Raw genomic sequence first — 12941 nt, 5'->3', positions numbered from 1 at the left:
GGCTGACTCGGCGACGCTGAACCGCGTCATCGTTGCTGGGCCCGATGGCCTCCTGAAACGTGCGTTTGACGCACCTAGCAAGCTAGTCGGTAGCCTCTCACCCGGCGGCACCAGCCAGCGCCTGCTCCAGATCGGCAATCAGCTCGGCGGGGTCCTCGAGCCCGATCGAGAGGCGGATCATCGCATCACTGATGCCGCGCCGCTGGCGCTCCTCGAGTGTCAGATCGTGATGGGTCGTGGTGCAAGGCTGAGTGACCAGGCTCTCGACACCGCCCAGGCTGGGCGCGAGCGTAAACAGCTTGAGCCGATCTACCACCGCTGCGGCAGCCGCCGCCGGATCAGCACCCTCGGCGGTAACCTCTAACGTCAGCATGCCGCCGAAGCCGCTCATCTGTCGCGCCGCCAACGCGTGCCCGGGGAAGGATGCGAGTCCCGGATGCAGCACGCGCGCGACCCGCGGATGCGCCTGCATGGCCTCGGCGATGGCCAGCGCCGAGGCGTTCTGCGCCTGCACCCGCACCGGCAGGGTACGCAGACTGCGCGCGAGCAGCGCCGCGGTCTCAGGCGCTGGGGTGGTGCCCAGGTTCTTGCGCCAGCCCGCGACCGCGCCGATCAGCTCGGCTGAGCCCATCAACGCGCCGGCGGTCAGGTCGCTGTGGCCGCCGAGGTATTTGGTGGCACTGTGCACTACCAGGTCGGCGCCGAGCGCGAGCGGCTGCTGGTTCACCGGCGAGGCGAAGGTGTTGTCGACCACCAGCCGCGCGCCTTGGGCATGGGCCCGCTCGGCAATGGCGGCGATGTCGAAGACCTCGAGCGCCGGGTTGGTCGGCGTCTCCAGGAACACCAGCCGACCGGCGTTCACGGACAGACTGGCGAGCCGCTCGTCGAGCTGGTCCAGCTCGGCGCCGATCAAGAGGTGAGTCGGGATGCCGAGCAGCGGTAGCTGATCCGCCAGCAGCTCGAGCGTGCCGCCGTAGGCATCGCCGATGCAGACGATGCCATCGCGCCCATGCGCCAGGAACACCGCCGCCTCGGCGGCCATGCCGGAGGCGAAGGCGAGCGCGGCCTCGGCGCCCTCGATCGCGGCGAGCTTGGCCTCCAGCGCCTGGATCGTCGGGTTCAGGCCATAGCGGGTATAGAGACTGCCGCTGGCGCGGTCCTCGACGACATCGAGGATCGCCGCGGTGGACGGGAAGGCGAAGGTGCTGGTGCTGTAGATCGGCGTGTGCGGGCTGCCGTGGGCATCGGCGGCCTCGCCGGCGTGGACGCAACGGGTGGCGAGACTTTGCTCAGGTGTCGTGGGCATCGCGGGATCTCCTCGGTGAGGCTTATCGTCTGGTCGTTGCCGAAGCCTTCACGCAAGGCCACCTGCATCGCCGTGACGACCTCCCTCCGGCGCGAGTGGCGCGCTGGCGTTATGGTCGAGGGAGATCACCCGCGCGCCTCGCGCTCATTGGCCCAGTGACCGTCGCTGAGCGGGCTCATCGTCTCGTGACGCGGGATATCACTCTCGATCCGGTTGCAGCCCGCATCATTGGCGGTGTTGACGGCGCTGGCGACCTCGGGTTGCTTGGCCGCCAGCGAGGTTGACAGATCTCAACCGCATGATCAACGATTGGGTTGAAGGTTATCGCGCACAGCCCGCTCGACCCGACAATGGGCGCGGAGACGACCTTAAGGCGATTGCCGGAAAAGCTCGTACCGAATTGCGCAGGATTTTCGTTTGCCTTCGAGGAGCGTCGCCGGGAGCATAGCCGGGCTATGTGACCGGCGGCGCGACGAAGAAGGCGAGCGAAAAGACCAGCAAGGCGGTATGAGCCTTGACAAAAATCGCCTAAGCCCTGCCTCGGTGCGATCGCGACCTTGATGCCTCGAGGCCACTGCAGCGCCGCCATCCTCACCACTGGAGTCACAAACAGCATGATGAAAAACCTTCTCCTCATCGCCTGCGCGTGCGTAGCCCTCTCACTACTGGCCGCCCCGCTCCAAGCCGATGACCGCTCGGCCCTGGCCGAGGCCATGGAAGCGTACCTGGACTTCACCGAATACGGCTCGAGCGTGATGCTGCCCGAGCAGATCCCGGCCGAGGACTGGCCCAACATCTTGGTCATCGATGCCCGCGATGCAGCGCAGTTCGAGGCCGATCACATCCCGGGAGCCACCAACATTGAATGGCGCGAGGTCGTGGCACGGCGCGACGAGATCCCACGCGATCAGCCTGTGATCATCTACTGCAACACCGGCTCGCTATCGGCCCAGGCCGGCTTCGCTCTGCGCCTGCTGGGCTGGGACAATGTCCGCATCCTCCAAGATGGTCTGGTCGGGTGGAAGGCCAAGGGCGGCTTTGAGGCCAACCAACGGGCCATCGAGGCGGCTAAAGAGACCGGCGCGTCCTGACGACACTTTCGCTCGGGCAGCGCGCCGGCTTTGGCCCGCACCTGCTGGTCGATGACACGGGCTTGCCTTGAGACTCCAGATCGATCAACCGCCAGCAGCCCAGCGTCCGTTCTGTACGAAACGGCTAGCCTGGTAGGACAATCGACTTGGGCTGTGGGCTCGCCGCCCGCCACCCGATGAAAGCCGTAACCCTGTTTCCTGCGCTGGCGCCGGCTCGCGCGAAACCTCCGCTGACCCGAGCCTCACCATGCCGGAACTCTTCTTCAAGGGCAAAGAATTCGTCTACAACCATCACCTCGCGGTGCCGCATCGGCCGCTAGCGCCGCGCCCAGAGCGCTCCATCGGCAAGCCGAGGCTCGACGACAATCTGATCATCCACGGTGACAACCTGCATGCGCTCAAGGCGCTGCTGCCGCTCTATGCCACCCAATCTTCATTTCACCGGTGGATGATTGGCTGCGAATCTTGGCGGTGGTTCGCGGATCACGGCGGGAAACAACAGCTGGGCTTGACCAATATCAAGCCGCCCCCCGTGGCGGACCCGAGTCGACCGGCGGCGGACATCGATCGCGAACAGCCCGATGAGCGAGGTCGCGATCAAGGCATCCCATCAGCGGCCTTGGCGGGCCCTGCGGACCTCGTCATGCGGGTGAGGCACGGAAGAGCATCCAGTCGCAATCTATCGGCTCAGTGAATCGATGATCCGGCACTCCTCGATCACGCCGCCCTGGCAGCAAGACAGCAGACGTTGTAGCTCCTGCTCGAGCCCTTGCAGATCGCGAAGGCGCTCTCGGACCTGTTCCAAGTGCGCTTCGACCTTGGCATCGACGGCGGCACAGGAGGCCTGACGGTGGTCGGCCAGCTCCAGCAGCTCGCGCACGTCATCGAGACTGAAGCCCAAGGCGCGGCCACGGCGGATGAACAGCAGGCGATCGCGTTCCGCTTCGGAGTACACCCGGTAGCCGGAGCTGTTGCGTGGCACGGCGGGCAGCAGGCCAATCTGCTCGTAGTAGCGGATGGTCACGGCCTTGGTGTCAGTGGAGCGCGCCAGTTGGCCGATGGTGAAGGCGACCTGGTTCATGGCCTTTGACTCTATAGTGGCTATAACCCTCATGCTCCCGTCAACGGCAGAATGCATGAGGACCGTATCGTGGACAGCTGCTGCGAAAACAAGACCGGCGAGCTCGCGCGACTGCGCGCCGAGCAGAGCCAAGTGCTCTATCTCGTCCTAGCGATCAATGCCGTGATGTTCGTCGTCGAGTTCAGCGCCGGCTGGATCGCCAACTCGACCGCACTACTTGGCGACTCGCTCGACATGTTTGGCGATGCCTCCGTCTATGCCCTGACCCTATTCGTCCTGCACCGTAGCGCCCGCGCCCGCGCCGGGGCGGCGCTATTCAAGGGCGGATTCATGCTGCTGTTCGGCCTGCTCGTCATTGCCGATGCCGTGCGCAAGCTGCTGCTGCAAGAGATGCCTGCGGCCGACTGGATGGGCAGCGTCGGCGCGCTCGCGCTACTGGCCAATGGTATCTGCTTCGCACTGCTGTATCGGCACCGCGCCGACGATCTGAACATGCGCTCGACCTGGCTCTGCTCGCGTAATGACTTGGTGGCTAACAGTAGCGTGATCGTCGCTGCCGGCCTCGTCGCGCTGACGAATAGCCTGTGGCCGGACGTCCTGGTGGGTCTGGCCATCGCCGTCTTGTTCCTGCTCTCCGCTACGGGTGTCATCCGGGAAGCTTGGCGGGAATGGCAAGCCAGTGGTCGCAGCGGGGCGCCGCAAACGCCCGCCAACGGACCGATTAGCATCCCGATCATCCAGAGCGCCGGCTGTGGGTGCGGGGATAGCGACGACTGTGAGGCGCCTTCCACCGGCTCCCGGCGGAACCGGTGAACGCTCTCTCAGGCATGAACGCGCCGCCGCAACTGATGATGCCTAGGCGCCAGCATTCCCCTGCTCGTTCGCCCCGCTGACCGTGCCCTTCTGACTCGCTGCGGTCGCCTCAGGCGTCCCGGGCGCATCGGCCCATTGCCGCCGGTTGATCGCATAGTCGGTCACTTGGCCGACGAAGGGCAGCAACAACATGCCATCGAGGCGGTCGACGCGCTGGGGCTCGCGGTGCTGGCGGATACCGATGGTCATGCCCTGCTGGCCAGCGCGCGGCTGCGCGCGGTAGGTGCCAAGCAGCCGGTCCCACCAGGAGAGATTGAAACCAAAGTTGGAGTTGGTCTCGTCGTCCTCGATCGAATGATGCACGCGATGCATATCTGGCGTGACGACGAACCAGCGCAGGACGCGATCGACCGGGCCCGGCAGGGCAATATTGGCGTGGTTGAACATCGCCATCGCGTTGAGGATGACCTCGAACAGGATCACCGCGACCACCGGCGGCCCGAGCGCGGCGATGACAGCGAACTTGATCAGCATCGACAGGATGATCTCGATGGGCTGGAAGCGTGCACCGGTGGTCAGGTCGTAGTCGAGGTCGGCGTGATGGACACAGCGTGGCGACGTCGGCACGCGCACCTTCCACCAGCGCCCGCGCCGGCATCCCGGCCCAATCCCATGAGTACTGACATCATTCAAATCTTTAGTTGAATGATGAGTGGTTGCCATGGAACAGAGGCGTCATGGTCCGAGAAGCGTGAGAGCTGAGGGGCGGAGGCCGAGTGCCGACGGATGGCGAGCGGGCTCTGACGTGCGTGGCGTTATACTGTGGTGCCTCGTCTTCGCCAGCCTCTCGTCGTGACCCAGTCCCAGTCTGCATCGCCCAAACAACAGCTGTTCGAGCATCTCGCCGTGATCGCTCGCGCCTTGGGACATTCGGCACGCTTGGAGCTGCTCGACTACCTGGCCCAAGGCGAGCGCAGCGTCGAAGAGCTGGTGCGGCTCAGCGGGCTGTCGGTGGCCAACACCTCCAAGCATCTGCAGCAGCTCAAGGCCGCGGGGTTGGTCGATGCGCGGCGCGATGGCAAGTATGTGCGCTATTCGCTCGGCGATGAGCGGGCGCTAGACGCCCTCGCCGCGCTGCGCGGGATCGCCCAGGATCGCAGCGACGCGGTCGCGGCGCTGGTGGCGCAGTATCTGCTGCAGCGCGATGCGCTCGAGCCGATGCCGGCGGCGGAGCTGTTGGCGCAGGCTCAGGATGGGCTGGTGACGGTGCTCGATGTGCGCCCGCCCGAGGAGTTCGGTCAAGGGCATCTGCCAGGCGCCCTCAACATCCCGCTCGAGCAGCTCGAGACCCGGCTGGCGGAGCTGCCCCCGGCGCGTCAGGTCGTCGCGTACTGCCGTGGGCCCTGGTGTGTGCTCTCCGTCGAGGCGGTTGCGGCACTGCGCAAGGCCGGCTTCGAGGCCCGGCGCCTGGCCGATGGCCTGCCCGAGTGGCGTCATGCCGGGCTGCCCGTGGCGCGGGATTAGCATTCCGAAACGCTGTTGGCCTGGTCCACCAGAAACCGCCGAAGTGGACCGCGAGGACAGCGAGTCTTTGGTCCGTGAACGCTCATAGCCGACTCGGCGCCGGGATCATTGATCAGCCGACAGATGTCATCGGCAATAAGAGCCCGCTGTGAATGCGCTCATCGATCAGGTCACCGTTCAGCCGGGCTGGTAGCGCGCTGCGAGGTGATCCGGATGGGCGCCAAGTGCGTCAGCCAGGCGCAGGCGCCAGATCAGCCTGAATCTCGCTCAACAACCGCTCCCAAGCTGCCACTTCCCGTTCAACACTGAACAGAGGCCGTCGGGCACGGCAGGCAGACTCGAGCGCCCGATAAAAGGGCTGATCCGATTCGGCGCGCAGCAGCAGGGCCTGCAGCGCCGCCGTGTCACCGACCGGGAAATAGCCGGGATAGTCCTCGCCGAGGAGGCCGATCGAGCCGCTGATCCGCGAGGCAACCACCGGCAGGTCGGCCATCAGCGCCTCGGAGATGACATTGGCGCCGCCCTCCATGCGCGAGGGCAGCGCCAGCAGATAGGACTGGGCATAGGCGCGGCGCAGGCGATGGTGCGGAATCTCGCCTCGCCATCGATAGCGCGGATTCAGCGCCATCTCGGCGGTGGCTGCCTCCGCCCAGTCCGGGGTATGGGCGCCACCGAAATGGTCCACCCGCAGGCGGCTGTGCGCGGGCAGATCGCGCACCGCATAGGCCGGGCGCAACGAGTCCTTCTCCTCCCGCAGGTGACCTGCCACGCAGATGCGTCGGCTCCGCTTCAGTGGGGCACGCGCCAGTCCGGGCGGCGCCGACTGGTGGATCACCCGCAGCTTTCCCCGATAGGCCGATGGCACCGTCTCGCCGATCAGATCGTGAAGACCGACCAGGCAGTCGGCAAGCTCCAACGACTGCAGCGTCGGCTGCGGATCGCTATGGATGAAGCGATAGGCGTCTGTCCCGGTCAGCGCGACCACCAGCGGGCGAGTCGGACGCCCCAGAGCGAAACGGGCGATGGCCTCCGCGCTGCGCCAGGCATGGAGTGCCACCATCAGGTCGGCGGGCTCGTCTTGGTACACCCGCGTGACCTGGACCCGATGGCCGAGGGAACGTAGTATCCGAGCCCATCGCGCCGCGGTGGCCCAGTTGCCGCCACGCGCGGAAGAGGGGGCTGGTGTGATGAGATGAATGCGCATGCCATCGTTCTCGTGATCGTGCGGCGCTGGTGCTTCTTGTGCAAGCCGGCTAAGCCTGCACCCTAGGCGATCTCTGTCTAGATCCCGCAGCGTCAGTCGCACTTGCGCCAGCAGTGCCAACGCCAGCAGCGCCAGCCTCATCCATCCGCTGACCGAACGAAGCCCGATGAAAACAAAGACCGCGCCCGTTGTTAAGGATCTGGTCCTGGTCGGCGGCGGGCATAGCCATGTCGCGGTGCTGCGCCGCTTCGGCATGCGCCCGTTGCCCGGTCTGCGCCTGACCCTGATCAGCCGCGACATCCAGACCCCCTACTCGGGCATGCTGCCTGGCTACCTCGCCGGGCACTACGACTTCGACGCCTGCCACATCGACCTGGGTCCGCTATCCCGCTTTGCCGGGGCGCGGCTCTACCACGGCGAAGTGGAAGGCTTGGATCTGGACCAGCACCAGATCCAGGTCAGCGGCCGGCCACCGGTGCATTTCGATCTGTTGTCGATCAACACCGGCTCCCGACCGACGACCCTGCAGATCCCCGGCGCGGCTGACCATACGCTGCCGGTCAAGCCCATCGACCGCTTCCTGAGCGGCTGGGAGGCCCTGATCCAGCGGGTCATCGCGAGCGGAGGGCATTTTCGCATCGCCGTGGTCGGCGGCGGTGCCGGCGGGGTAGAGCTGGCCCTGGCCACCCAGTATCGGCTGCAGCGGCTGCTCAGGGAGCGCGGCGATGATCCCGAGCGGCTGGACTATGTCTTACTCACCCAGGGACCCGAGATCCTGCCTGGCCACAATGCCGGCGTCCGCCGCCGCTTCCTGCGGGTGCTGGGAGAGCGCGGCGTGCAGATCCGCACCGAGCATCGCGTCGACGAGGTCGGCGACGGGGTGCTGAGTGCCGAAGGTCAGCCGGACACCCTGGCCGATGCGATCTTCTGGGTGACCTCCGCCTCGGCACCGGCCTGGCCCGGCGAGGCCGGGCTGCAGGTGGATGCGAATGGCTTCATCCAGGTCAATGCGCACCTGCAGTCCGTATCACATCCGCCGGTCTTCGCCGCCGGCGATGTCGCCGCGCTGCCCGATCCGCGTCCCAAGTCCGGCGTCTTCGCGGTACGCCAGGGGCCCGTGCTGACCGCGAACCTGCGCCGTGCCGCCACCGGTCGGCGCCTGCGTCGCTACCGGCCGCAGCGCCAATTCCTCGGCCTGATCACCACCGGCGACCGTTACGCGATCGCCTCCCGCGGCAACTGGTCGATGGAGGGGGCGGCCCTGTGGCGGCTGAAGGATTGGATCGACCGCCGCTTCATGAAGCGCTTCAACGAGCTCCCGGCGATGAGCACCGAGGCGCAGGCGCCGCTCACGGCTGGCCTCGCCGACCAAGAGGCGATGCGCGAGCTGTCGACGCTGGCGATGCGCTGTGGCGGCTGCGGTGCCAAGGTCGGGAGCACCGTGCTCACGCGCGTGATGCAGCGCCTGCCGGTGGGCCGGCGCGACGATGTGTTGATCGGCATCGATGCCCCGGACGACGCCACGGTGCTCTCGGTGCCCCCGGGGCGAGCACTGGTGCAGAGCGTTGATTACTTTCGGGCCTTCCTCGACGACACCTACATCTTCGGCCGGGTCGCCGCCAATCACGCGCTCGGTGACCTGTTCGGGATGGGCGCCGAGCCGCAGTCGGCCCTCGCCATCGCCACTGTGCCCTATGGACGCGAGCGGGTGGTCGAGGAAGACCTCTACGCGCTGCTGGCCGGGGCGCTGAGCATCCTGGAGCCCGCCGGCGCGGTCTTGGCCGGCGGGCACTCCAGTGAGGGGGCGGAGCTGGCCTTCGGCCTGACCGTCAACGGCCTCGCCGATCTCGAGACCCTCTGGCGCAAGGGCGGCCTTGCCGAGGGCGATGCGCTGATCCTGACCAAGCCGGTCGGCACCGGCACCCTGTTCGCGGCCGACATGCGCGCACAGGCCCGCGGGCGCTGGATCGACGAGGCGATCACGGCGATGTGCCTGAGCAATCAGGAGGCCGGCGCCTGCCTGCGCCGCTTCGGGGCCAGCGCCTGCACCGATGTCACCGGCTTCGGGCTGCTCGGTCACCTGCTCGAGATGACCAAGGCCTCGAATGTGGATGCCATCGTGCAGCTCGAGGCCGTGCCTCTGCTCGCTGGGGCTGCGGAGACCGTCGCCGCCGGCATCCTGTCCTCGCTGCAGCCGCAGAACCTGCGCCTGCGCCGCGGCGTGGCCAATCTGGACCAAGCGAGTCGGCACCCGCGGTTTCCACTGCTGTTCGACCCCCAGACCGCCGGTGGCCTGCTTGCCGGCGTACCGGGCGAGCAGGCCGATGCCTGCATTGAAGCGCTTCGGCAGTCGGGCTACCCGCAAGCCGCCGTGATCGGGCGGGTGGAAGGCCGAGGCGATGCGCTGGAGCCAGTGCGGCTGATCGGCTAAGAGGCCCTATCAAAATGCCTGGATAGCCCGCCCACGTTGCTGATTTGTAAGGACCGAACGTTGCACGAGCGTCAGCAGCAGCAACCGTCCGAGGCCTATCGCCGCGGCCGGTCTAGATCCCTGTCTACCCGACCATGAGCGAAGCCAATCGCTTCGCAGCCGGCGAGCCGACTGAAACAGCTTCCGGCACTGGCTCAGCGGTCGCCTCGAGGTCGGTTACGGCCCTCGTAGTGACCCGCGAGCTGCACCGGATCGGCGCCAAGCGCGTAAGCCAGGCGCAAGCGCCACATCAGCAGGATGGTCCGCAGCACGCCGCCCTGCTCCCAGCGCCGGCTCGAGGCCAGCAGCCGCGCGCGCAGGCAGACGGGGCGCGCGAGCCGGCGCAGCGCCGCAGACAGGGCGATATCTTCCATCAGCGCCAACGGCGGGAAGCCACCGACCCGGTCGAAGGCGACCCGGCTGGCGAAGAGGCCTTGATCGCCGGTGGCGATACCGGTCAGGCGCGAGCGCGCATTCATGCCGCGCTCGACCAGGCGCAGCAGTGGATGCCGGCCCGAGAGTCGGATGTCGAAGCGCCCCCAAAAGCCTTCCCGGCGGCCGTGGTTCCGGTCGCCGAGACTCTGCCCGACGGCATCTGCCCAAGCTGCCCGCAGCGCCGAGATCGCTTCAGCGGGCACGCGCGTATCGGCGTGCAGGAACCAGAGCAGATCGCCCGCCGCGGCCTGCGCGCCCGCATTCATCTGCGCGGCGCGGCCACGGGGTGCATGCAGGATCTGATCGACAGTGCCGCGCGCCCTAGCAAGGGTCGCGTCGCGGCTGCCGCCATCAACCAGGATCAGCTCAGCGCCCACAGCCCGCAACGGCGCCAGATCCGCAAGCAAGACGCCGATGGCCTCGGCCTCATTCAGGGTTGGGATAATGATCGAGAGCCTCACCGGCTCATCATTGCAGAGAATATCGGCTCACCGTTGGCCCAATCAGAACATTGGCACCCTCTCGGCCGCCAGCGTGCGCTCGGTCAGCTCATCCAGGGGGCTGCGGCGCGTGCCCTCGACCAGACCGAGGCGAGGCGAGCAAGGCACGCGATCGGTCGGAGGATATCGCCGTTGATGTCGATCAGGCTAGATCAGCAGCACATCAAAAATCAGCCAAGCCCGGCATCGACGATCTTGCGGAGGGCTTCGATGGTCTCGGGATCATCGGTCAGCGGCTCGATCAGCGCCGCGCGGCAGGCCTCGGCCGGGGTCATACCGGCGCGGATCAGGGTCGCCGCATAGACCAGCAGCCGGAACGAAGCAAGAGAACAGACTAGACTCTGCTCTGCGCTTGATCGCTGTGCCGCCGACCCACGGCCCGGCCGTGCAACGGCTCAAATCAAGCAGGCGTCAGTGCGATGCGCGCAGACGCCAACGATCGTCGCAACACGCAACGCCGCAACTCGCCCGCGGAGATGGCCCCATGACGACCCGCCCCGGACGCCGGACCACCGCTACCCTGGCACTCACGCTCGCACTGCTCAGCGCCACCCAGCCTGAGGCGGTCGAATCAACCGAGGCCATCGCGACCCACCCGCCCGCGCTGCAACAACGGCTTGATGCCGCGCTCGCGGCCAAGGGATCGGACTACGCGCCCCGCACCGAACATCTGAAGCCGGACGGCCAACCGCGCTTTACCAACCGCCTGATCCTGGAAGACTCGCCGTATCTGCTGCAGCACGCGCACAACCCGGTGGACTGGTACCCCTGGGGACCGGAGGCGTTCGAGCAGGCCCGGCGCGAGAACAAGCTGATTTTTCTGTCGATCGGCTACTCTACCTGCCACTGGTGCCATGTGATGGAGCGCGAGAGCTTCGAGGATCTTGCCATCGCCGAGCTGCTCAACGAGCATTTCATCGCCATCAAGGTCGACCGCGAGGTCCATCCGGATGTCGACCAGACCTACATGACCGCTGTCGAGCTGCTCGCCGGGCGTGGCGGCTGGCCGATGTCGAGCATCCTGACCCCGGACGGCGACACCATCGACGGCGGAACCTATTTCCCACCCGCCGAGTTCACCCGACTGTTGGAGCGCGCGCGAGACCTTTGGCAAGCGCAACCAGACGCGCTGCGCGCCCAGGCGGAACGGGTTGCTCGGGCCGTCAGCAGGGCACTCGACACCCAAGGCCAGGCGGCGGCGCTGGACGATGCGATCATCGATCGGGCCTTGGCCGAGCTGCTCGCGCGCCACGACGAGCTGCAGGGCGGCTTCGGCCTTGCCCCTAAGTTCCCGCAAGAGCCAAGACTCGGGTTGCTACTCGATCAGGCCCTGCGCACCGGCGACGACGCGGCGCTCGCCGCCGCCATCTTCACCCTGAAACGCATGGCACGGGGCGGCATCCATGATCAGGTCGGCGGCGGCTTCCACCGTTATGCCATCGACAACGACTGGCTGGTGCCGCACTTCGAGAAGATGCTCTACAACCAGGCCCAGCTCGCACAGGTCTACCTGGCCGGCTGGCGGCTCACCGCTGACCCAAACCTCGCCCGCGTGACCCGTCGCACCCTGGACTACGTGCTGCGCGACATGACCTCGCCCGAGGGCGGCTTCTACTCGGCCACCGACGCCGACAGCGACGGCGACGAGGGGCGCTTCTTCCTCTGGACGCCGGCCGAGCTGCGCGCCGCCTTGCCGGCCGAGGATGCCGACCTAGCGATCCGCTTCCACGGGGTCACGGAGACGGGCAACTTCGAGGGACGCAACATCCTGCACGTCCCCGTTGCCCTCGATGCCTTCGCCGCGGCCGAAGGCGTCGCTCCTGCCGATTTGCAACAGCAGCTAGCGCAGATCCACGAGACGCTTTACCAGGTGCGCGAGGAACGCCCGCATCCGCACCGCGATGAGAAGATCCTGACCGCCTGGAACGGCATGATGATCAGCGCCCTAGCCGAGGCCGGCGCGGCGCTCGAGGAGCCCCGCTATCTGGCGGCCGCCGAGCGTGCCGCGGACCTGCTCTGGGCCGAGGCCCGCCCCGCGCCTGGCCAGCTCACCCGGGTCTATCTGGACGGGCGCGCGAGCCAGCCGGCTTTGCTCGAGGACTACGCCTTCCTCGGCGCGGGCCTGATCGCGCTCTACGACGCCAGCGCCGATCCGCGCTGGCTGGAGCGAGCGCGCGAGCTGACGGATGCGCTCTGGAGCCGCTTCGCCGACCCCGAGGGCGGCGGGCTCTTCATGGGCGAGGCGAGCACCGACACCCCGCTGATGGCCCGCCCCAAGGATCTCAGCGACGGCGCCATGCCGTCGGCGACCTCCGCGGCCCTGCATCTGCTCGCCGCGCTGGATCAGCGCACCGATGACCTCCGCTATGGCCAGCGCGCAGGTGCGCTGCCAGCAATTCCCGCCATCCTCGGAGATGGCAGCTGACAAGACACGGAGACCGGCATTGAAGATCTCTGGACGCATGGACGCCTCGCTGCAGAGCAACGCTTTGATGAAGCTGGCTTGTTCTCCCCTCA

10 protein-coding genes and 2 pseudogenes are annotated in these 12941 nt (G+C 67.1%); 6 read left to right on the top strand and 6 right to left on the bottom strand.

Annotated elements, in window-relative coordinates; translation table 11 throughout:
* Positions 1–97: 97 nt before the first annotated feature.
* The gene (locus CKO40_RS19835; protein WP_200348192.1) at positions 98–1306 is read right to left on the bottom strand and encodes a trans-sulfuration enzyme family protein; all 1209 of its coding nucleotides are present in this window, start codon (positions 1304–1306) and stop codon (positions 98–100) included.
* Between the two features lie 617 nt (positions 1307–1923).
* On the opposite strand from CKO40_RS19835, the gene CKO40_RS19830 reads away from it, so the two are divergent.
* Both CKO40_RS19830 and CKO40_RS19825 read left to right on the top strand, forming a co-directional pair.
* The gene (locus CKO40_RS19830) at positions 1924–2397 is read left to right on the top strand and encodes a rhodanese-like domain-containing protein (protein WP_200348191.1); all 474 of its coding nucleotides are present in this window, start codon (positions 1924–1926) and stop codon (positions 2395–2397) included.
* A 247-nt stretch (positions 2398–2644) separates the two neighbouring features.
* The gene (locus CKO40_RS19825; RefSeq protein ID WP_200348190.1) at positions 2645–3091 is read left to right on the top strand and encodes a hypothetical protein; all 447 of its coding nucleotides are present in this window, start codon (positions 2645–2647) and stop codon (positions 3089–3091) included.
* Here CKO40_RS19825 and CKO40_RS19820 read toward each other — a convergent pair.
* Complete coding sequence (locus CKO40_RS19820; RefSeq protein ID WP_200348189.1) at positions 3077–3478, bottom strand: MerR family transcriptional regulator; 402 nt, start codon at positions 3476–3478, stop codon at positions 3077–3079. The genes CKO40_RS19825 and CKO40_RS19820 overlap by 15 nt on opposite strands.
* A 69-nt stretch (positions 3479–3547) precedes the next feature.
* Here CKO40_RS19820 and CKO40_RS19815 point away from each other — a divergent pair, with 69 nt between their 5' ends.
* A complete protein-coding gene (locus tag CKO40_RS19815; protein WP_200348188.1) occupies positions 3548–4291 on the top strand; it encodes a cation efflux transmembrane domain-containing protein in 744 nt (247 codons plus the stop codon).
* Positions 4292–4333: 42 nt separating this feature from the next.
* Here the strand turns inward: CKO40_RS19815 and CKO40_RS19810 are convergent.
* Positions 4334–4897: pseudogene (locus tag CKO40_RS19810) on the bottom strand (sterol desaturase family protein); the annotation flags it as partial.
* Positions 4898–5143: 246 nt separating this feature from the next.
* Between CKO40_RS19810 and CKO40_RS19805 the strand changes: the two are divergent.
* The gene (locus CKO40_RS19805; RefSeq protein WP_200348186.1) at positions 5144–5815 is read left to right on the top strand and encodes a metalloregulator ArsR/SmtB family transcription factor; all 672 of its coding nucleotides are present in this window, start codon (positions 5144–5146) and stop codon (positions 5813–5815) included.
* 229 nt (positions 5816–6044) lie between these two features.
* Here the strand turns inward: CKO40_RS19805 and senB are convergent, their stop codons facing one another.
* On the bottom strand, positions 6045–7019 hold the full coding sequence (gene senB, locus CKO40_RS19800; protein WP_200348185.1) for a selenoneine biosynthesis selenosugar synthase SenB: 975 nt from the start codon (positions 7017–7019) through the stop codon (positions 6045–6047).
* 166 nt (positions 7020–7185) lie between these two features.
* Between senB and selD the strand changes: the two genes are divergently transcribed.
* Complete coding sequence (selD, locus tag CKO40_RS19795) at positions 7186–9450, top strand: selenide, water dikinase SelD (RefSeq protein WP_200348184.1); 2265 nt, start codon at positions 7186–7188, stop codon at positions 9448–9450.
* A gap of 194 nt (positions 9451–9644) precedes the next feature.
* Here the strand turns inward: selD and CKO40_RS19790 are convergent, their stop codons facing one another.
* Positions 9645–10385 (bottom strand): TIGR04283 family arsenosugar biosynthesis glycosyltransferase, encoded by a 741-nt coding sequence (locus CKO40_RS19790; protein WP_200348183.1) that lies wholly within the window; start codon positions 10383–10385, stop codon positions 9645–9647.
* Between the two features lie 209 nt (positions 10386–10594).
* A pseudogene (locus CKO40_RS19785) lies at positions 10595–10741 on the bottom strand (CbbQ/NirQ/NorQ domain-containing protein); the annotation flags it as partial.
* A 167-nt stretch (positions 10742–10908) separates the two neighbouring features.
* Here CKO40_RS19785 and CKO40_RS19780 point away from each other — a divergent pair.
* Positions 10909–12849 carry a thioredoxin domain-containing protein gene (locus tag CKO40_RS19780; protein WP_200348182.1) on the top strand — a complete coding sequence of 647 codons (1941 nt, stop codon included), beginning with the start codon at positions 10909–10911 and terminating at the stop codon, positions 12847–12849.
* The last annotated feature ends 92 nt before the right edge of the window (positions 12850–12941 follow it).

This window comes from Halochromatium glycolicum, from assembly GCF_016584085.1.
Lineage (GTDB): Bacteria > Pseudomonadota > Gammaproteobacteria > Chromatiales > Chromatiaceae > Lamprobacter > Lamprobacter glycolicus.
This window is presented reverse-complemented; position numbering and strand designations above follow the sequence as displayed.

What these genes read in the sequence shown, in the direction of transcription:
- senB (WP_200348185.1), bottom strand. Translation starts at nt 7,019, where the DNA reads ATGCGCATTCATCTCATCACACCAGCCCCCTCTTCCGCGCGTGGCGGC.
- CKO40_RS19835 (WP_200348192.1), bottom strand. Translation starts at nt 1,306, where the DNA reads ATGCCCACGACACCTGAGCAAAGTCTCGCCACCCGTTGCGTCCACGCC.
- CKO40_RS19780 (WP_200348182.1), top strand. Translation starts at nt 10,909, where the DNA reads ATGACGACCCGCCCCGGACGCCGGACCACCGCTACCCTGGCACTCACG.
- CKO40_RS19820 (WP_200348189.1), bottom strand. Translation starts at nt 3,478, where the DNA reads ATGAACCAGGTCGCCTTCACCATCGGCCAACTGGCGCGCTCCACTGAC.
- CKO40_RS19825 (WP_200348190.1), top strand. Translation starts at nt 2,645, where the DNA reads ATGCCGGAACTCTTCTTCAAGGGCAAAGAATTCGTCTACAACCATCAC.
- CKO40_RS19830 (WP_200348191.1), top strand. Translation starts at nt 1,924, where the DNA reads ATGAAAAACCTTCTCCTCATCGCCTGCGCGTGCGTAGCCCTCTCACTA.
- selD (WP_200348184.1), top strand. Translation starts at nt 7,186, where the DNA reads ATGAAAACAAAGACCGCGCCCGTTGTTAAGGATCTGGTCCTGGTCGGC.